The organism is Acidobacterium sp. S8 (genome assembly GCF_009765985.1).
Taxonomy (GTDB): Bacteria; Acidobacteriota; Terriglobia; order Terriglobales; family Acidobacteriaceae; genus Alloacidobacterium.
In genome coordinates this window covers 146192-167052 of the sequence record NZ_LMUM01000028.1, presented here as the reverse complement: position 1 = coordinate 167052, position 20861 = coordinate 146192, and the positions used below count along the sequence as shown (strand labels likewise).

The following is a 20861-nucleotide window of genomic DNA, read 5'->3' as shown; positions in this document are numbered from 1 at the left end:
AACATCTCAACTAAAGCGATTTACGGCACAATATAAAAATATGACCCTTGATACATTGAGCCTTTGCGGACGCTCCGCTGTGGTGATTGGTGGAACGTCTGGTATTGGACGCGCCATCTCGCTTGGCCTCGCTGCGACGGGAGCCGATGTTATTCCGGCTTCGCGGAAAATTGAATCTGTACAGGAAACAGTTGCGGCGATTGAACGGCTTGGTCGACGGTCGGCGGCCATCGCTGCAGATGTACTCGATCGAGGCTCGCTACAGGCGTTGCATGATAAAGCTCTTGAGGTATTTGGAAAGATCGATATCCTTGTGAATTCTGCCGGCATCACTCAGCGGACGCCAACGCTTACCTGTCCGGAAGATGTGTGGAAGAAAATTCTGGATACGAATCTTACGGGAACGTTCCGGGCGTGCCAGATTTTTGGCCAGACGATGATGAAACAAGAATACGGCCGCATTGTGAACATCGCTTCGCTTGCGACCTTTGTTGCTTTTCATGAAGTCGCCGCTTACGGGGCGAGCAAGGCCGGAGTCGGAGCCCTTACGAAATCGCTGGCAATCGAACTTGCTCCCCATGGCATCTGCGTCAACGCGATTGCTCCTGGGGTTCTTCCGACTGCGCTGAATGAGAGCCTTCTTGAAGGAACAGGACGCGGGAAGGAACTTCACATGCGCATCCCCATGCAGAGATTCGGTCAAGCGGAAGAGCTTGTCGGCGCGGCGGTTTTCCTGTCTTCGGAAGCTGCGTCGTATGTCACCGGACAGATACTTCCAGTAGATGGAGGATTTCTTGCGAGCGGGGTGAACCAATGAAGATTACCGGGGCTTCGGTGAATGTGTGCTCGCCGGGACGCAATTTCGTAACGCTCAAAATTGAGACGGATGAAGGCATCTATGGTCTCGGTGATGGAACGCTAAATGGGCGCGAATTGGCGGTGGCCAGCTATATTACTGAGCATGTAATTCCCTGCCTCATCGGGCGCGATCCATTTCAAACTGAGGATATCTGGCAATACCTTTACCGTGGGGCTTACTGGCGGCGCGGTCCGGTGACGATGGCTGCGATTGCGGCGGTGGATGTGGCGCTGTGGGATATCAAAGGCAAAGCACTAAACACTCCAATCTATAACCTCCTCGGCGGCAGAAGCCGCGGAGGCGTCCTGGTCTATGCGCATGCGCACGGCGCTGATATCGAAGAGGCTTTGGATGATGTAGGCAAGCATATTGAAATGGGCTACCAGGCGATTCGCGTACAGAGCGGTGTTCCCGGGCTTGCTTCTACCTATGGTGTTCCGAAGGCGGGGATGCGATATGAACCGGCAGAGAAAGGCCTGCCATCTGAAGGCCAGTGGTCGACTGAGATGTATCTGCGGCATACGCCGAAGTTATTTGAAGAGACGCGAAGGCGGTTTGGTGAAAATGTTCATCTTCTGCACGATTGCCATCATCGACTGACGCCGATTGAGGCTGCGCGGCTCGGGAAAGAGCTGGAGCCATATCATTTGTTCTGGATGGAAGATCCTGTGGCTGCAGAATTACAGGAAGGCTTTCGCGTGATCCGCGAGCATACAACGACTCCGCTTGCCACCGGCGAAGTATTCAACACAATTTGGGATGGGCAGGAGCTGATCCAACGGCAATGGATCGACTACATTCGGATGTCGATTGTGCATGCGGGCGGCTTCACGCACCTGAAGAAGGTTGCGGATTTTGCTTCTCTCTACCATGTGCGCACCGGGTGCCATGGGGCTACGGATCTATCTCCGGTAACTATGGCAGCCGCACTGCACTTTGGTATTGCTGTTCACAACTTTGGCATTCAGGAACATATGGCGCATTGCGAAGAAACGGATGCGGTTTTTCCGCACGGCTATTCGTTCAAAGCGGGGTATATGTATCCGGGCGATGCACCGGGGCTGGGCGTCGAGCTTGATGAAAAACTTGCCGCGAAGTATCCGTATGAGCGCGCGTACCTGCCGGTGAATCGCAAGCTGGATGGGACGCTGACGGATTGGTAACACAGCCCAATCACACCAGTAGGCGAACAGAGTCAAGGATTTAACGCGATCGCCCCAAAATATCCCTTTTCGACATGAGCCCGGGGGTTGCATCCGCCGGGCACGAGACCGATGGGCAGATTTATAATCAAACTGGGGACGCCTGTACTCTTTTCTCCCGGAGCGCACTCTTTCGATGGACCAGATCATCATCCGCGGCGCGCGGGTGCACAACCTCAAAAATATCGACTGCAACATCCCGCACGGCAAACTGACGGTCGTCTCCGGCGTGTCCGGCTCGGGTAAGTCCTCGCTTGCCTTCGATACCATTTACGCCGAGGGGCAGAGGCGCTATGTCGAATCGCTTTCGGCTTACGCGCGGCAGTTTCTGGAGCGCATCGAGAAGCCGGATGTTGACCTGATCGACGGCCTGGCGCCCGCTATTGCCATCAAGCAGAAGAATTCCACTCGAAATCCACGCTCGACGGTCGCCACGGCTACAGAAATCTACGACTACATGCGCCTGCTCTACGCGCGCTGCGGAGTTGTGCACTGTATTGTCTGCAACGGCATCGTGCGCCGCGATACGGTGGATGAAATCGCTGCGGGGGTTCTGGCTCTGGGTGAAGGTACGCGCCTGCACGCGCTTTTTCCAGTAGTAAAGCAGCAGGAACAGCCTGTTTCGCCAGAACCGGAAAAGCCGGTAAAGCGGGGGCGCAAACCGACCATCAAGAAAACGCAGGAATCGCCGCTCACCGACGCACTCAGAGAGCGACTCACCGATCTAAGAAAACGTGGCTTTAACCGCCTCTACCAGAACGGCAACATTTACGAATTTTCTACACCCGAGTCATTGCTTGAAATCGACTTTACGCTGCCGGTTTTCGTCCTTGTCGATCGTATTGTCGTCAGCGCCGACAACCGGGCCCGCATCGTGGATGCAGCAGAGATTGGCTACCGCGAATCTGGTGAAATTCTGTATGAAATTGTTCCGCGCGATTCGGAGACGATCGAACGCGAGCGGCTTCGCTTCTCTGCAGCTTTTGAGTGCAAGAATTGTCACCGCATTTATCGCGATCCGGAACCGCGACTCTTTTCATTCAACAATCCATTCGGCGCCTGCCCGCGCTGTCAGGGCTTTGGCAACACGATCGACTTTGATCTTGACCTCATCATTCCCGATAAATCTAAGACCCTGGATGATGGCGCGATCGATCCCTGGAATCGGCCAAAATATCGCCCTTACTTCAGCGAATTGAAGAAGGCAGCAAAGCAGCATGGCATTCCCATGGATGTGCCGTGGCACGACCTCACTCTCGATCAGCAGGAATTTGTGCTCGACGGACGTGGTTCATTCGTCGGCGTGCATGGATTTTTTTCGTTGCTCGAACGCAAGAAATATAAGCTCCACGTGCGCGTGATGCTCAGCAAATATCGCGGCTATGCGCTTTGCCCTGAATGCAAAGGGCAGCGGCTGCGCGCGGAGGCACGTGCTGTTCGCATCGCGGACAAGAACATCTGCGAGGCATCGGCACTTACCATCAGCGACGCGCACCGGTTTTTCTCGAACTTGAAGCTTACGCCAATGCACGAGGAAATCGCAGGCAGCATTCTGCACGAGATCCAACAGCGCCTGCATTTTCTCAACGCTGTCGGGCTCGACTACCTCACGCTCGACCGTCTGGCTTCAACTCTTTCCGGCGGCGAATCGCAGCGCATTCAATTAGCGACTTCTCTTGGTTCGCGGCTTGTTGGCGCACTTTATGTGCTCGATGAACCCTCGATTGGCCTGCATACGCGGGATACGGCTAAGCTTATTCACATCCTCGAAGACTTGCGCGACCTGGGCAACACCATCCTTGTGGTCGAGCATGATCCGGATGTAATTCGCTCCGCTGATTACCTGCTCGATCTCGGTCCCGGAGCAGGCGAGTTCGGCGGACGGGTTTTAGCCGCCGGCACAGTCGAAGAAGTTGAGAAAAATCCGGATTCGATTACCGGCCGTTATCTGAATGGGCAAGTTACCATTCCTGTTCCTACACGCCGTCGCGAGCCTGGTAAAGAGTGGCTCAGGCTGCGTGGCGCACGTTCGCATAATCTCAAGAGCATCGATGTAGAGATTCCCCTGAATATGCTGGTCTGCATTACTGGGGTTTCCGGGTCGGGCAAATCGACTCTCGTACATGATGTTCTCTACCGCGCAATCGCCCACCAGCTTGGCAAGGGTGAAGGTGCCGATCCGACTGGGCTATATAAAGAGCTGAAGGGCGTGGAACGGCTGAACGATATTGTTCTGGTGGACCAGAATCCAATCGGGCGCACGCCGCGCTCGAATCCAGTGACCTATATTAAGGCGTTCGATGCGATCCGCGAGCTGTTCGCCTCCCAACCTGAGGCGCAGCGACGCGGGTACGCTGCCGGGCATTTTTCGTTCAATGTTCCGGGCGGTCGATGCGACGTCTGCGAGGGCGATGGCACGGTCACGGTGGAGATGCAGTTTCTGGCCGACGTAGAGCTGCCTTGCGAAGAATGCAACGGCACGCGCTATAAAGCCAGCGTGCTGGAAATCAAGTACAAGGGCAAGAGCATCCACGAAGTTCTGAGCCTTACGGTGAAAGAAGCTCTGCGCTTTTTTGTTGGCCAGCAGAAGATTCTTGAAAAGCTCGCCGTGCTCGATGAGGTCGGTCTCGGCTATGTCCGACTTGGCCAGTCGGCGACGACGCTCTCGGGTGGCGAAGCGCAGCGCGTGAAGCTGGCCGCGCACCTTGCTACGGTGCGTTCGGGAAATGCCGCGGCGAAAAAAGGCGGAAGCCGGGTTCTTTATGTTCTCGACGAACCCACTACCGGGTTGCATTTCGATGATGTCAGCAAGCTGCTTACCGCCTTCCGCAAGCTGATCGATGGCGGTGGATCGCTGCTGGTGATCGAGCACAATCTCGACGTTATCAAGTCAGCCGATTGGGTGATTGATCTTGGGCCGGAGGGCGGCTCAAAGGGTGGGCAAGTGGTGGCGATCGGCACTCCGGAAGAGATTACACGCAATGAACTGTCTCACACCGGCTACTGGCTGGCGAAAGTACTGACGCAGAGGCGCGAGTCCATGCAGGAACGCGGTCCATTGCAGGAAACGGAAAACGAAATAGCTGTATGACGTCATGGATTCACTCTTCTCTTAAGTTGTTCCCTGCCTCAGGTGTATTGCTTGTTGCGCTTTCCGCTTATGCACAGTCAGCTCCGCTGCCGCCGGGCACCAGCATCGATGATTCAAACCACGGGGCATCGTCTTCTTCTGCCAGCCCGTTGACAGAGGCGGAAGCTGCCATCGAGGCAAAGGAATTCGACCATGCCCGCAGCCTGCTTGATACTTTTCTCTCCGTTCATGCCAACGATGCTCGCGCACTCTTCGACCGCGGATATGTAGAAGACGCGCAAGGCCACGATGAGGCGGCTGCCGGCTATTACCAGAAATCCATCGCTTCGGACGCGAACCAGTTTGAGCCGCGTCTGGCGCTGGGTCTGATCCTTGCTCGCCAGGGAAAGGCTCAAGAAGCACATGAGCAACTGGAGGCGGCATCGAAGCTGACACCAAATCCGCCGAACCCTGCAGCCCGTGCGCAAGCGCTCCGTGCGCTGGCACAGCTTGATCGCATCAAAGATCCCGATGCCGCAAAGCAGGAGCTTCTGCAAGCGCTCTCGCTCAGCCCCGAAACTCCGGCCGATACGCTGCTGACCGGAGAAATTGCCGAGGCCGAAGACGACCCGGTTACGGCTGAAACTGCCTACCGGCGCGTTTTGAATCAACAGCCGGATTCTTCGGCCGCTACAGCTGGGCTCGCTCACGTGCTGATTGCCCAGAAGAAATATTCCGATGCCGAACCTCTCATCAAAACGGCGTTGGCGCGCGATCCCGACGATCCGGCGCTTAACACCCAGCTTGCTATCGTTCTCAACGCCGAAGGCAAGCAGAATGAGGCGATTAGCGCTTTAGAAAAACTGTATTCAGCGCAACCGAATGACGCCATGATCGGCGGCATGTTGGCGGACGCATACACTCAGTCCGGCGCAGCGACCAAAGCCGACCCCATTTACGTGCAATTGCTCAGTAAAATCCCGAATGATCCCGACCTGTTGACGGCCAGAGGGGAGAATCTGATCCGACAGCAGCGGTATCTGGAAGCGGTTACAGTTTTGCAAAAAGCGGTGAGCCTTAAATCTGATAATGGAAACGCCTGGAGCAGCCTTGCTTTTGCCGCTTCCGAGACGCATCAGTACCAATTAGAGATCGATTCTCTTTCCGCCCGATCAAAATATCTTGCAGAAACACCAGCAACCTACTTCCTTTGGGCGACGGCTTACGATAATCTACATCACACAAAGGAAGCGGCCGATTACTATCACAAGTTCCTGACCGCGTCCAATGGCGGATTCCCCGACCAGGAGTGGCAGGCAAAGCATCGGCTGATCACGCTTGGTAAATAATGGCCGATAACGTTCCCGTGGCACCTAAGGAGGTGTCCCATGAGGTTCGTAGCAATCGCAGCAGCAGCCGCTCTCCTTATTCCCTGTGCTCACGCATACGGCGCGAGCGAAAAGCTGGTAGATGCCCAGGCCCTTCTTCTCCTTGAAACAAAGGCAGACCAGGCGTCTCCCAAAGAGCAATGCTTTCTCTATGCAGAGATCGTTCACGATATGACCGAAATCGCCGGACAGGAACTCTCGTCCGGGGATTACAGTCATGCCTCAGAAACACTGAAGTCTGTTCAGGCCTATGCGGAGAAAATTCATATGGGCATGGCCGCCGACACGCGGAAGCTGAAAAACGCAGAGATTCTGATGCGGCATACTGCCTATCGTTTGAACGAAATCCTGCACAACGCATCGCTCGATGACCGGCCAACGCTTCAATCTACGCTGAAGCAGCTGGACCAGATTCAATCCGAACTGATGATGCAGGTCTTCCGGCACTAGCCTGGAATGCACTCGTCATCCTGAGCGAGACGGAAATGCTTCGGTCAGGATGACGAGCAGCCACAGTGAGTGCAAAGTCCTCAATCAGTACAGGTCAGAGCGACTTCTCTGATCACCGTCACGAAATTGCAAACTTGGGAATTTCTGCGCCAGGCACCTCAGGCTTAAGGATGGGAGTGTTGCTCTTTACATAGCTCACCTTGCCGGCGGCTATCTCGTCCTGAGCTATCTTGCACGCCTTGCGGGAGCGGGAATCGACGAGCGGGGCGGAGCCATTTTGAAGTTGACGTGCGCGGCGGGCGGCCACAAGGACGTAGCGAAAGTTGCTGTCGAACGACTGCTCAATACCCATGAGTATCCTCCAAATAAGAACTGCAACTTGCTCTTTCTTCTGCGTATCCTAGTCAGGCAATCCAAAGGCAGCGAGCACGGGCCGGAGGCGATTTTCCGCATTCTCCTGCCTGCAACCTTTCGCCAGAGTCATCAGTCGATCTTCCTCCGCGGTGACGTGATGTTCATCGCGCAGGATGCGTTCGCAGGTGACGATTGCGGAAAGTTCTTCTTCAGCTTGAGCCAAGATATCGTTGACGAGAATATAGCTGTATTCTCGATAATTCTCAATCTCCTGCTTCGCTTTGGCCAGCCGCCGCTGGATAACTTCTCCCTCCACACCACCTTCGGCGCGGCTGCGGTTGCGCAGCCGGGTGGCCAGAATGTCCGGCGTGGGCGGCATCACAAAAATGCTGACGGCGTCCGGCACACGCTGCCGGACCTGCAACGCGCCTTGCACATCGATATCGAGCAGCAGGTCTTTGCCATGCGCCTTTGCGTCTGCGAGGGAACGGCGTGATGTGCCATAGTAGTTGCCGAAAACTTCGGCGTGCTCCAGAAATTCGTCATTCTGCACCATGCGCTCGAACTCTTCGTGCGTAGTGAAGTGGTATTCGCGCCCCTCTTCTTCCGATCCGCGCGGAGCCCGCGTGGTGTAAGAGACGGAGAATTCCAGATTATCGACGAGGGAGCGGAGCTGATTGACGAGCGTCGATTTGCCCGATCCTGACGGCGCCGAAATGATGAAAAGTATTCCTGCCAAATCTATTTCCTTTATGCTGCCGGTCTGGCGCCCTACTCTTATTATCGGTAAATTACTCATAAAAAACCGGATAGAGAAATGATCCAAGTGCTAAATTCATGAAAACAAGGATTTCAAAAAGCCCAGGTTAGCTTCGCGAACCTGGGGCACCTGGTCGATTTTCCCTTGCCTTTTGGCCCTTTTATTCGAGGTTTTGTACCTGCTCACGCGCTTTTTCGATCTCCGATTTTATGCCCAGACCCAGTTCCGTAATTCGCGTGCCGTTCCCGGAAAGTCCGCTGGTCTTGGACAGGAGAGTGTTGGCCTCTCGGTTCATCTCCTGTAAAAGAAAATCAAGCTTCTTGCCGAGCTCGCCGCCCTGATCAAGAAGCGATTCAAAGTGCGCGATGTGAGTGCGCATGCGGGCAATTTCTTCTTCGACATCGCTGCGGTCGGCGAGAAGCGCGGCCTCCTGCAGGAGGCGTTCGTTGTCGAGATTACCGTTCAGCATCTCGGCCATGCGCTGGCTGATGCGCTCAAAGTAGACCTTCTGCACATCCTGCCGGAGGCCGCTCACCTCTTCCACGAACTCGCCGAGGCGTCGAAGTCCGCTGCGAAGCTCACCGGCGAGCGACTTCCCTTCTGCGGAGCGCATCGTGTTCAACTCGGCGATCAGCGGCTCAATACGCTCCATGACCGCCGCTTCGATGGCCTGCATATCTTCTTCAGAAGTGCGCGATTCGCCATTCCAAATACCGGGCAATCGGAAGACGGCGTTCAGATCGGGCTCACCCTTCAGCCTGTGCTCAGAGGCGGCGCTGCGAAAGGCGGCGATATATTCGGCGACAATCTCGCCGTTATATTGCGCCTCCCTGCTGGCGCTGCGGTCGATGGAAAGCGAAACCTCGACGTGGCCGCGCGCGATCTTCTCTTTCAAAAGCTTGCGCAGACGCATTTCGAGCGATTCCGTGCCGCCGGGCAAGCGCATGTGCAGGTCAAGGAAGCGGTGATTGACGCTTTTCAGGCTGACCGTGTATCCGAGAGTTTCGGTGACAGGCCCGGACGCACGCGCGAATCCGGTCATGGAATAGATAGGTGAGACAACCGTCTCTTTTTTCTGGCTCATAGCTCCGGTCTTCCAGTCGTTACCGGTTCGGGAAGGTTCGCCACATCCATGAACTGTAGTTGATACAGCTTTTGATAAATAGGCGATTGATGCATCAGGTCGTCGTGCGACCCGATGGCAGTAATGCGCCCCCGCTCGAGTACGGCGATGCGCGTGGCACGGCGCACGGTCGAGAGGCGATGCGCGATGACGACGACAGTGCGCCCCGCCATAAGGTTACTGAGCGCAGCCTGCACGAGCGATTCGCTCTCGGTGTCGAGGGCGGATGTGGCCTCGTCGAGGATAAGGATCGGGGCATCCTTGACCAGAGCGCGCGCGATGGCCAGGCGCTGACGCTCTCCACCGGAGAGACGAAATCCTTTTTCGCCGATCAGGGTGTCATAGCCATCCGGAAGCCGCATGATGAAGTCGTGCGCAAGGGCGGCCTTCGCTGCATCCTCCACGCGTGCGATGGGCACGTCGGGCTGACCGTAGGCGATGTTGTTGCGGACGGTGTCATTGAAGAGGATGGTCTCCTGCGTGACCTTGCCGATCTGTTCGCGCAGCGAGCGCATGCTGACGTCGCGGAGATCGTGGCTGTCGATGAGAATGCGGCCGGAGGTGACGTCGAAGAAGCGCGGGATGAGATTGACGAGGGTCGACTTCCCTGCTCCGCTGGGGCCGACAAGAGCGACGACCTCACCGCAGTGAATCTCAAGATTGATGTCGTGCAGGACTTGCTTCTCGCCTTCTTCATCGCTATAGGCGAAGCCGACATTCTCAAGCTTGATGGATTCGCGGAAGCCTTTGAGGGTGTAGGCGCGATGCTTTTCGACCAGCTCATCCTGGTCGTCCATGAAGGAGAAGATAGCGGATGATGCGCCGAGCGCCTGCTGGAAATTGTTATAGAAGAGGGCGAAGCGGCGGACGGGATCGTAGAGCTTGAAGAGGGCGACGATGAAGGCAAAAAAGGCGCCTTCGGTCATGGCTCCGCTCTTGATCTGGCCTCGGCCGACTAAGAGCAGCAGCGCTATGGCGATGGCGCCGATGGAATCCATGAGCGGCGAGCTGATGGCCTGCGCACGTACGGAGCGCAGGTTCGCCTTAAAAAGGCGCTTGGCGGCGTCGCGGAAGCGGAGCAGCTCCCAGAACTCCATGTTGAAGGCTTTGACAATGCGGTTGCCGGTGATGGTCTCGTGCAGGATGTTCTGGATTTCGGCGAGGCGGTCCTGCCCCTTGCGCGTGGTCTGGCGCACATCGCGTCCGATACGGCGGATGGAGCCGATGACGATGGGGACAAAAATCAACAATGCCCAGGCAAGCTTGCCACCGAGTGCGATCACCACGCACATGGTAAAAATCAGGGTGAAGAACTGCTGGAGAAATTCCGATAGCACGGACGACATGGCGTACTGCACGCGCTCAATGTCATTGATCAGCGTTGAGAGCAGCGTGCCGGTGGCGTGTTTCTGGAAGAATGAGACGGAGCGTCGCAGGACGGCTTCGTAGAGGTCGTCGCGCAGATCGGTGATCATGCCGAAACCGGCATAGTTCACCAGGTAGGTTCCGGCGTAGTCGAAGACGCTCTTAAGCAGAGTGGAGACGACGAGGGCGAAGGCAACGATCGTCCACTCGTTGTGAAAGTAATGGGGGACGAATTGCTGAAGCGTGAACTGATAGTGCGTTCCGGGGATTTTATAAAGCGGAATTGCCTCGTTCGGGCCGCCAGGGCTTAACACATGGTCGAAGATCGGCTTGACCAGCAATACGCGGAATGCTTCGAGCAGGCCAACGCCTGCCATGAAGAAGACAGCCGCCAGAGCCTGCCACCAGTAGCGGCGCATGTAATAGAGCAGACGCAGAATTCGCTTCATTTACCTTGCCTGCGGATCTGCCATCGATATGCCATTCTGCTATTTTACCGTTTCAGCGTGGCATATCGCGGTGGTCGGTCTTTACGCGATAGCCTTCTTTCGCCAGCCGCTTGCTGATTTCTTCGGCAATCATGACAGAGCGGTGCTGGCCGCCGGTGCAGCCAAAGGCTACCGTCAGATAGCTCTTGCCTTCGTGAATGTAGTGCGGAAGCAGGTAGAGCAGGAGGCTCGAGACACGATCGAGAAACTCTTTCGTTTGAGCGAATTGGTTCAGATAAGCAACCAGCTTTGGGTGCTTGCCGGTGAGCGGCCGGAACTCCGGGATGAAATGCGGATTGGGCAGAAAGCGCACATCGAAGATCAGATCGGCTTCGAGCGGCACTCCGTTTTTATATCCGAAGCTAAGTGTGGAGATCAGCAGATCTTTCCCGGTGCTCCCGCTGGCGAACTTGTTCTGCACGTGGGTGCGAAGCTCGTGCACGTTGAAGCTTGAGGTATCAATGATGATGTCGGCAACATTGCGGATGGGATCGAGGAGCTTACGCTCGGACTTGATCGCCCCGGCGACTCTTTCTTCGCGGCCAAGAGGATGCGGACGACGCGTCTCGGAGAAGCGGCGCACGAGCGCAGCTTCCGTGGCTTCGAGATAGATAACGGTGGTCGAAAGCGTGCGGCGTATCTGTTTCAGGATGAAAGGAAAGCGCTCAAGGCCCTCGCCTTCGCGCACATCGACGACCAGAGCGGCGCGCCGCGTTGTCGCAGAACTGCCAATGAGCTCGGCAAAACGCGGGACAAGCTCGATAGGCATATTGTCGACGGCATAGTAGCCGAGGTCTTCAAAGGCTTTGAGGGCAGATAATTTCCCGGAACCAGAAAGTCCGGTAATGATGACCAGGGCGCGGTTTTCACCATCTTTGCCGGTGGATTTGGCCTTTTTTTTCTTGGATCGATCAGCAGGTTTGGGCGCAGCTTTGGGGGCCATGCGCCCATCCTAGCATTTCACTGCAAAATCGGAGTGGAGATCGCAAGTCTAGGCTTCGATCAGTTCCATTTTGCCATCGCGTTTGCGGTGAAGAACCTTTACTTGTCCCTGGTGGTCGCGGAATACAAATACTTCGCGGTCGCGGAATTCCGCCTCTTTTACGGCTTCTTCGAGCGTCATGGGGCGCAGGGCAACTGAGTCCGCCGAGCGAACAACGTGCGGTTCCTGAATCGGCACCTTCGCCGGGAAGGAATGTACGGTAACAGGCAAGACCTGTTTCCCTCGGCCGTTGCCGTTTCCGTTGGTTTTCTTCGCAGCCGTCTCGGCAGCTGGCTCTTCTTTGGCAGCAGCAGCGGTACGATTGGCGCGTTTGGGCCGGGTAAGGGCAGGCTCGGTGGTAAGTTTTTCTTCCTTGGGTAGCCGCTTCTTGGTCTGGAGCTTCTTCTTGCAGCGGATCGCCTGGGTTTCCGCCTTATCGAGAGCGGCGCGGAGGGCCGTCTCCATATTGGTTGATTCGGACGTAGCGACGATGCTGTGCAGACGGGTATTGACGGTTATTTCAGCCGTCTGCCTGTATTTTTCTGCCGTGAGAATAACGTGGGCACCAGTAGTCTTACCCAGAATCTTCACAATGCGCGCAATCGCCTCTTCGGCTATGTCGCGTAGTGCGTGGGTCACGGTCACCTGCCTGCCTGTGTACTCAACCTGCATGGTGAAAGCTCCCTTCCTGAAGAAGTCCCTGCCAGAGTGGCGGCGAGGAGTTGTGATTGTACATCAACCGCGGACGCGTCGCTGATGGGTGCTGGGGATACGCATGTCCTCCCGATATTTGGCGACGGTGCGGCGGGTGACGTCGATGCCCTGCGACTGAAGCATGGCAGCGATCTGGTCATCGGTAAGCGGTTTGCGCGGATCTTCGTCTTCGATCAGCTTCTTCACCTTGCGCTTAAGCAGCATGAGCGGCGTGCCTGCTCCCTCCGGACCATTGACACCTTCGGAGAAGAAGAAGCGCAGCTCGTAAACCCCCTGCGGCGTATGCACATACTTATTGGATACGGCCCGGCTGACTGTGGATGGATGGACGCCGATCTCTTCGGCGACTTCCTTGATCATCATCGGTTTCATCGACTCGACGCCCTTTTCAAGGAAGTCTGTCTGACGGCGGATGATGGCCTCGCAGGTGCGGAGAATGGTGTTCTTGCGCTGCTCGATGTTCCGCATGAGCTGGATGGCGGAGCGGTAGCGCTCCTTCACGTAGTCCTTGACGTCCTTTTCCGTACCCTCCTGGGTGATCATGCGGCGGTAGCCCTGATTGAGGCGCAGGCTGGGAAGGTCTTCCTCGTTCATGACGACGACATATTCGTCGCCGCGTTTCACGAAGGCTACGTCCGGCTCAATCAGGCGTGCATCGACACGGTTGTAGCGCTGACCGGGGCGAGGATCAAGGGTGCGGATCAAATCGACGGCCTGCTGGGTTTCTTCCGGGGAACGCCCTAATACCCTGGAAACTTCGCGCAAATCGCGCTTCTGAAGCAAAGAAAGATGCTTGTCGACGATATTGCGGGCGTCTTCAAACACCCCCGCTTTCTGCGCCGTCTTGTCGGGATGCGCGACGGAACCATTCACCTGGGTCCCATTCACGTGCATCGGTTCGTCGCTCAACAGGGAATCGGCGGCCTCGGCGCGGCTCGAGCCGTTGGGGTAAACCGAGCGCTTCTGGCGCTCATAAATGAGCTCAAATTCGCGCTGTTGCGCATCAATTTGCACTAAAAGACACTCACGCAGATCTCTTGCCGCCACTCCAACGGGGTCAAGATGCTGCACGATTTTCATGGCGGCGGCCAGATGACCAGCGGCACGGTCTTTCAGTGCTGCGGGAATTTCGGCGCTTTCGAGATGACTGGCTTCGTATTCCGCTTCTGTTTCAGGAGCCAGTTGTTCGCGCAGATAACCATCAAGTAATTCTTCATCGGTAGCCGTTAAATATCCGTCTTCATTGAGGTTACCGATAATATATTCTGCAGCATCGCGAAGAGCAGGAGAGACGCTGAGAGAGCCAAGCTGCCAGAAAAGATGATCCGTAAGCGTGCTCGGCTGCGAAAGAAAGTTCTCAATCGAGGGCTTTTCGGTGATTTCGAAGCTGTTTGGAGTGCGAAAACCGGGGTCTAAATAGTCCTGAAAATATGAGCCGAAGTCGATCTCGTCAAACGGGTCTTTCTTGTCCTCGGCGGCAGCTTCGGCCTGCTGGGTTTCGACAGGACGATCGAGCATTTCCTCGCGCCCGGCCACGTCGTCGAGCAGCGGTACATTCTCTTCCAGCTCTTCGAGGATGGGATTTTCGGCGATCTCGGATTGAATCATCTCCTTCAACTCGAGCTTGTTGAGAGCCAGCACGCTGACCATCTGCATTAGGCCAGGCGTGAGTATCTGCCGCTGCGATACTTTCAAGCTGAGTCTTGGTTGGAGAAGTGCCATTTTGCCTGCTTACAAAACCATCAACAAATAAGTTGGGGATTTCCCTAAGTCTACACGCGCCTATGTCAATTCGACAGCTATTACGACCTCAGTTCAGGGAGAAGCCCTCGCCCAGATAGACCCTGCGAACATCAGGATCGTTACCCAGCTGCTCCGGTGTTCCGTGCCGGAAGATGCGCCCCTCATTAATGATGTAGGCGCGGTCCGTTACCGAGAGCGTCTCACGAACGTTATGATCAGTAATTAACACACCGATGCCGCTCGCTTTCAGGTCATAAATAATCTCCTGAAGGTCGAGTACCGCAATGGGATCGATTCCCGAAAAGGGCTCGTCGAGCAAAATAAATGACGGCTGGATGCAGAGGCACCGGGCGATTTCGACACGGCGACGCTCACCACCGGAAAGTGCATAGCCGCGGGTTTTGCGGATATGGCCAAGGCTGAGCTGATCAATGAGCTTTTCCGTGCGCGCCCGCCGCTGCTGCGGGGGGATGGATTGCACTTCGAGCACGGCGAGGATGTTTTCCTCGACCGTGAGCTTGCGGAAGACTGAGGGTTCCTGCGGCAGATAGCTGATACCGTACTGACGTGCCCGCAGATACATGGGAACGCGCGTAATATCGGCGCCGTCGGCGAGAATATGGCCGGTATCCGGCGTCACCAGACCAACGATCATGTAAAAGCTGGTAGTTTTTCCGGCGCCGTTGGGGCCAAGAAGGCCCACGACTTCACCCTGCGAAACTTCGAGGCTGACGCCCCGAACGACCTGGCGGCCTTTGTATGATTTTCCGATCTCGTCGGTTGAAAGCTTTTGCATCTATTTCGGAGCCCGCGTCTTGGTGACAGCGGCCGACTGCCCCCCACTCACCTCGACGCTATCATCCTGATCATTGAAAATCAACGCAGAACCGGTGGTTGTGCCGTGGGCCGCATCGGAAATGCGGGGCGGGCTGGCGGCGGTTCCGGTGAGGACGTAGCGTCCGTCGGTGGAGGTATAGACCAGCTGATCACCCTCGCCTTTTCTCCCCGGTTGGGAAAGCACGACGCGGCCTTTGGCAATGATCTTGTCGATCTGCGACTGGCCCGCCTTTTGCGGCCCCTCCGGCTGGAGGAAGAACTGGGCGCGGTCGGAACGGATGGTGCCATCAGGGGCGACGGCGGTGACATCCCCGTCGAAGTCGCCGCGCCTGTCTCTATCGGCATAGTTCAAGGTGCGGCTCTGAACCCGGACGACGCTCTGACGGCGCTTTGTTCCCATGAGGGAGGAGATCGTCGTGCCCACAGATTGAGCGCCACCTTTGGAATCGCCGTGAGCCTTGAGGGTCTGCTGGGTACGGGAGAGCTCAATGACGGGCGCAGTCACGGCGTTGGCGTTCTGCCACATCCGAGCCTGTCCCCGGAAGATGCTGTCTCCGGTTGAATGCTGCAGATCGGCTTGCGCTGCGATGATGTGCACCGGACCCTGTCCACCGAAGACGGAGCCAGCGGATGCGCTCCGCTGGCTTTCAGCGTGGAGATAGGTAGCCTTCACATCTCCCTGAGCCGTGGCGTCGCCGGTGTCGCGGTGGTAATCGACGGTCTGGGCAGTGAGGTCCACGGCACCGTTGTTGATACGCGGATTGCCGGTGAGCTTGAGCAATTGGCTTCCGGCGCTATACTCCGCACGCACTGCTGTAGCATGCAGAGGCAGCGGGGAGCTTCCATCCTTCATTTTCGCGTTTTTGGCGGGAGTCTGCGCGAGCGTTACGTTGCCTTCCTGCCCGGCGGTGTCGATTTGCGAGGTCTGCGCAGCGAGCTGACTGGGAACCCTGGCCTTTGCGGGCGCAGCCTGCGGAGTAAAGAGAACATGCAGCACGTCTCCTGTGCTTACGTTCGATGAACCGTCCTGAGCTGCTTCGGTGATCTGGGTATGTCCTGAGCCATCGAGTTGACGGATGGCGCGGCCGCCGGCCAGCGTGGCCAGCAGCTGGTCGGCGCGGATTGTCGTATTTTCCTCGGGCGCTTTGGACGAAATGGTGCGAAGCGTCGCCACCGCACCGCCGGTGGCCAGAGCTTTCTGGGCTGTTGCTTTCTTGTCCGGACCGGGTGCGAAATCGATGTCGAGTTTGGATGCGGTTATCTGACGGGTTGCCGAGCCATGAGGATCATTCGGGAGCTTCAACTGCTGGTCGACAAAACTAACTGCGTCTCGAAACTGCGCGTGGTGCAGAACAGCGCCGGGGGTGAAGGTGATCGTGCCTTCTACGGCGTTTCCGTGCATGCTCTGTTCGGCATCGCTGTCGATGAAGTTTACGCCACCTGCGAGCTGGACCTGAGTGGGCTGGCTTTGATTATCGAGCGCTACATCGGCGGCCTGCGAGGTGCTCTGCGCTCCTCCGCTGAGTACCGTGTGAACATTTCCTTTGGCGGTGATGCGCTGGGCTGAGCCGTCCTCACGAAGGTAGACGGTAGCCTGATCGGCAGAACTGCGCTCGTTCTTAAAGTCACTTTGCGCGTTGAGCAGAAATACCTGCCGCGTATCGCGGTCGATCTGCGCATGGCTGGCGTGTACGGTCGAAGGCTCTCCGTTGGAGCTGCTGGTCAGCACAACCTGCTTATCGAGAACAAGCACGCCCTGTTTCGAATCGAAGGTGGCGCCTACCGCCTCTCCGGAGGCATTGGGCAGCCGGAACTGGACGAGCTGGTTGGTGGTCGCGAGGCCTGTCTTCTGAGTGAAGACGACTCCGCTTGCCTTTACGTGGATGGTGTCTTTTTCAGCCGGAGGGCTGTCTTTTGAAGCGGGCTGGCTGACGGAGCGCTGCGGCGACTGGAGATCAATCTGAACGTCGCCGGTAGCGGAGGCGATGCCGTTCTTCTGGTCGTAATCAAAGTCGCTGCCGTAGACCCGGTCTTCTCGGTTGGAGCCAGGAGGGCCGTATAGGGTGATGGATACATCATGCAGCGTGGCGTGGCCGTCACCCTTGAACTGCACCAGCTTGGAAGCGTGAATGGTGAAGATAGTGTGGCCTTTGTCCGATTGCGAATATGTGAAGCCATTCGCCGTCTGCTGAATATTGACTCCCAGCTTTCCGGGAAGATCCTTCCCGAAATGGCGGATGCGGTAGCGCGCGTACAGAAGAAAGCCCCCGAGCACGACAACGAGCAGGCAGGCGAGGGCAGCAACCAGATACCGCAGCCGCTTGACGGTAATGCGCAATCAGTTCACCTGCTGCAGACGCGCGATGAGCTTCTGCGCCAGGCTTTCGCCTGATTCTGACCAGAGCAGCCGCGAGGAAATGCCGCAGTGTTGTTGTACACCGTTAGTGAAATCGACCAGCATCTGCACATTTTGTTTGACGTGCTCGGCGGCCTCGGCGTCTAGATCGACGCTTTCCTGCAGGAACGGCGTGTCGGTGCCGAAGTCAATGCGGATCTGGCCGTTCTGCTCGTAAGAGCCTTCGTCAAACTCCGGGCCGTAGCCGGTGATGCGAACAACGCGCGGCTCCTTGCGCCAGATAGGATCGAGGTCGCCTGCCTGCTCCGGCACCCAGAGTTCCCAGGTCAGCTCAAATTCGTAGGCAAAGTCCTCGTGCAGCAGTTCGAGAGCCGCGGAGACGGCCTGCTCCGGCGCGGCGGCTTCGATTTCATCCTCGTCATAGATGCGCTGGTATGCGGGAGTCTCGTTCCACGAAATGGGATAGGCGTTGGCGGCCTTGATGAAGCTGGAGCCGCCGACAATGGTGAACTGGCGAATGACGCCCAGCAGCGCGGGGCCAAGTGAGGTTAAGCGAAAGTTCGGGTACCACAGGCTCAGGTAAAGTTGGTCAGCCATCTCACCATTTTAGATGGCTTTTGGACCGGATACGGCTCATTCGGCACGCAATGCTTCCATGGGGTCAACCGAGGCGGCACGCCGGGCGGGAAGGTAGCTGGCGAGGAACATGGCTGCCACTAGTACAAAGGCTGTCAGCAGATGTACCCACAAGGGAGCGGTATGTACGTTTTCTGTTTTGCCGATGAGAAGCCGGATGGCCCCCCAGCCCAGCAGCGCGCCAGCGAACAATCCGCCGGTGACGACGAGGCTGACCTGCCGCAAAACCAGCGTCGAAATGTTGCTCTTACCTGCTCCCAGTGCCATGCGGATACCGATTTCGCGGGTGCGCTGGGCAACAGCAAAGGCCAATACGCCGTAGAGTCCGATGGCGGCGAGGGCCAAGGCCAGTGCACCCATGGATGAAGCCAGCAGCGCCATCAACTTTGTTTCGAAGATTGTGCCGTTGATATGTTCATTCATGGTTTCGAAGTCGGGCATGGGCAGATCAGGATCCAGACGGTGGAGCAGAGGGTGCAATGTGCCGGCCAGCGCTGCCGGATCGCCGCTTGTGCGCACATAAAAATTGGCAGGATGCGAACCCTTCGCACTTCCGTCTTTACTGAAGGACTGAGCATAGGGAAGGTAAATAAAGGGCTGACTGGTGGGATCGGAGAGACGAATGGCACTGATTGTCGGGATGACACCCACGATCTGAATATCGGTTTTTACATCTCCCGAACCGAATCCGAATTGGCCGCGCAGCGCTTTTTGCGCATCGCCACCGAAGTAGTGCTTCACAAATTTTTCATCGACAATGGCTACTTTTGGAGATGTCAGCGTGTCCTGCGCGTTGAACTCGCGCCCGGCGAGCAGCGGAATCTGCATGGTAGAGAAGAAACCAGCGCTGGCGTTATCGTTATCGGGCACAGGCTCATCTCGGGTGTCCTTATAGCCTGCCACCGTAACGTTGCTGCCGGACTCATTCCCGGTCATCAGCCCATTTCCGGCGTATACCACGCGCTGCACGCCCGGCTCATGCAGAATCTTACTGGTGAGTGTTTCGTATTCTTCTCTTACCTGCGTGTCGTTCTTACCGAGGGCGGACGCATCGATGCGGAATGTAAGCACGTGGCTGGTGGAGAAGCCGGGATTGATCTGATGAAGCTGATAGAGGCTCCAGCTGAGGATGGCTGCGCCCATGAGGAGAACGAGGCTGAGTGCGGTCTCCGCACCGACAAAGAGATTGCGGAGCCAGTTTCCGCTGCCGGCGACCGACCCGGACTGGCCGTGCAGGGCGCGCATCAGGTTTACTCGTGTGCTCATCAGCGCTGGCGCAATGCTGAATACGAGGCTGGTGGCAATGCCAGCGAAGATGCAAAACGCGGCTACCTTCCAATCCATGGGTGCGTTGAGAAGGTCGTGCAGGTAGTTTGTCTGAGGGATGGATTTGACGACCAGCTCAAGACTTAACCAGCCTAAGACTAATCCCGAAATGGCTCCCATCAGGCCGAGCAGTAATCCTTCGGCGACAACTTGCTGAAAGATACGTTTGCGGCTTGCGCCGAGCGCGCCGCGAACAGCCAGCTCCGCATGTTTGCGCGCGGCTTTTACCAGCAGAAGGTTGGCTACGTTCACACAGGCGATGAGCAATACGACGATCGCCATGGCTTCAAGGGATTTGAGAGGTTCGCCCAACGTCTGCTCTAACACGGGTACTCCGCGCGAGCCGCTGATCAGCGAAAGATGCGTCCTTAGCCAGCCGGATTTATCGCCGATCTTATGGCTCTCTGTCTGAAGCGTGTCGCGGCGCCAGTTCCACCAGGCTGTATTCAGTTGCGTCTCTGCCTGGGCTCGGGTGATTCCCTGGCGCAGACGGCCTACCAATAATGCCCAGCTATAGAGTGGATCGCTGAGGCGGTCTCCCCCGCCAGGTATGACCGCTTGTTCCAAAGACAAGGGGAGAAATATGGCAGGCTGCGTTGAATCCAACAGGCCGCTGTGTCGCACGACGCCCACTACGGTGAACAATGTGCCGCTGATTTTGACTGTCTGATTGAGGATGTTGGGATCGCTGCCGAACTTGCTCTTCCAGTAATCCTCGCTCATGACTGCGACTGGATTTCCGGCGTGGTAAACATCGTCGGAGGGAGCCAGCAGGCGTCCAAGGACAGGCTGCAACTGCATCACGTTGAAATAATTGCCGGTGACGAGATCGATGTTAACGTGGTCCGCATCCCTGGTGCTGACCAGGTTCGCTGATGCGGGAACATCTGCCGCCAGGTCGCTGAGGACGCGGTTATTGTCGTGCAGATAGCGATAAGTGGAATATGAAAAGTAAAGGTGGTTATCGCCACCCTGGGTCGAAATCGATCCGGTTTCGTATTGCGAGTGATCCTGCAGCAGTACCAGCTCACCCGGCTTTTGTACCGGCATGGTGTGCAACAGGACTTTATTGAAGATAGTGAAAATGGCGGCGTTGACACCGATGCCCAGCGCCAGGGTCAGCACTGCCGTCAGCGCGAAACCTGGAGATTTTCTCAGCTGGCGCAGGGCGTAACGAAGATCGTTCCAGAGATTCAACACGCGGTTTC

The 20861-nt window shown here is 56.7% G+C and carries 16 protein-coding genes; 5 read left to right on the top strand and 11 right to left on the bottom strand.

Annotated features, from left to right (window positions below):
* Nucleotides 1-40 precede the first annotated feature (40 nt).
* The 5 genes from GSQ86_RS12555 (at nt 41) to GSQ86_RS12535 (ending at nt 6969) form a co-directional block, all read left to right on the top strand.
* Nucleotides 41-817, top strand: coding sequence for an SDR family NAD(P)-dependent oxidoreductase (locus GSQ86_RS12555; RefSeq protein ID WP_158750287.1), 777 nt, complete (start codon nt 41-43; stop codon nt 815-817).
* On the top strand, nt 814-2022 hold the full coding sequence (gene manD, locus GSQ86_RS12550) for a D-mannonate dehydratase ManD (protein WP_158750286.1): 1209 nt from the start codon (nt 814-816) through the stop codon (nt 2020-2022). Before GSQ86_RS12555 ends, manD begins: the two co-directional genes overlap by 4 nt.
* Before the next feature lie 175 nt (nt 2023-2197).
* Nucleotides 2198-5152, top strand: coding sequence for an excinuclease ABC subunit UvrA (uvrA, locus tag GSQ86_RS12545; protein ID WP_158750285.1), 2955 nt, complete (start codon nt 2198-2200; stop codon nt 5150-5152).
* Entirely contained in the window at nt 5149-6480 is a 1332-nt protein-coding gene (locus tag GSQ86_RS12540; RefSeq protein WP_158750284.1) for a lipopolysaccharide assembly protein LapB, read from the top strand. Before uvrA ends, GSQ86_RS12540 begins: the two co-directional genes overlap by 4 nt.
* Nucleotides 6481-6519: 39 nt before the next feature.
* Entirely contained in the window at nt 6520-6969 is a 450-nt protein-coding gene (locus GSQ86_RS12535) for a hypothetical protein (protein ID WP_158750283.1), read from the top strand.
* A 118-nt stretch (nt 6970-7087) separates the two neighbouring features.
* Here GSQ86_RS12535 and rpoZ read toward each other — a convergent pair whose 3' ends face one another.
* The 11 genes from rpoZ to GSQ86_RS12480 all read right to left on the bottom strand — a co-directional run bounded on the left by rpoZ (nt 7088) and on the right by GSQ86_RS12480 (nt 20853).
* Nucleotides 7088-7321, bottom strand: a complete 234-nt coding sequence (rpoZ, locus tag GSQ86_RS12530; RefSeq protein WP_158750282.1) for a DNA-directed RNA polymerase subunit omega — start codon at nt 7319-7321, stop codon at nt 7088-7090.
* 48 nt (nt 7322-7369) lie between these two features.
* Nucleotides 7370-8062: a guanylate kinase gene (gmk, locus tag GSQ86_RS12525; protein ID WP_158750281.1), complete on the bottom strand. Its 693-nt coding sequence runs from the start codon at nt 8060-8062 to the stop codon at nt 7370-7372.
* Nucleotides 8063-8243: 181 nt separating this feature from the next.
* Entirely contained in the window at nt 8244-9167 is a 924-nt protein-coding gene (locus tag GSQ86_RS12520; protein WP_158750280.1) for a YicC/YloC family endoribonuclease, read from the bottom strand.
* Nucleotides 9164-11020, bottom strand: a complete 1857-nt coding sequence (locus tag GSQ86_RS12515; RefSeq protein WP_158750279.1) for an ABC transporter ATP-binding protein — start codon at nt 11018-11020, stop codon at nt 9164-9166. The genes GSQ86_RS12520 and GSQ86_RS12515 overlap by 4 nt, the downstream gene beginning before the upstream one ends.
* 52 nt (nt 11021-11072) lie before the next feature.
* Entirely contained in the window at nt 11073-12002 is a 930-nt protein-coding gene (rapZ, locus tag GSQ86_RS12510) for an RNase adapter RapZ (RefSeq protein ID WP_158750278.1), read from the bottom strand.
* Between the two features lie 48 nt (nt 12003-12050).
* On the bottom strand, nt 12051-12713 hold the full coding sequence (gene hpf, locus GSQ86_RS12505) for a ribosome hibernation-promoting factor, HPF/YfiA family (RefSeq protein WP_158750277.1): 663 nt from the start codon (nt 12711-12713) through the stop codon (nt 12051-12053).
* Between the two features lie 63 nt (nt 12714-12776).
* Complete coding sequence (locus GSQ86_RS12500) at nt 12777-14477, bottom strand: RNA polymerase sigma-54 factor (protein ID WP_158750276.1); 1701 nt, start codon at nt 14475-14477, stop codon at nt 12777-12779.
* A gap of 88 nt (nt 14478-14565) precedes the next feature.
* Complete coding sequence (gene lptB, locus GSQ86_RS12495; RefSeq protein WP_158750275.1) at nt 14566-15294, bottom strand: LPS export ABC transporter ATP-binding protein; 729 nt, start codon at nt 15292-15294, stop codon at nt 14566-14568.
* Nucleotides 15295-17673, bottom strand: coding sequence for an LptA/OstA family protein (locus GSQ86_RS12490; protein WP_158750274.1), 2379 nt, complete (start codon nt 17671-17673; stop codon nt 15295-15297).
* A complete protein-coding gene (locus GSQ86_RS12485) occupies nt 17674-18288 on the bottom strand; it encodes a hypothetical protein (protein ID WP_158750273.1) in 615 nt (204 codons plus the stop codon).
* A gap of 36 nt (nt 18289-18324) precedes the next feature.
* Nucleotides 18325-20853: an ABC transporter permease gene (locus GSQ86_RS12480; RefSeq protein ID WP_158750272.1), complete on the bottom strand. Its 2529-nt coding sequence runs from the start codon at nt 20851-20853 to the stop codon at nt 18325-18327.
* Between the last annotated feature and the right edge of the window lie 8 nt (nt 20854-20861).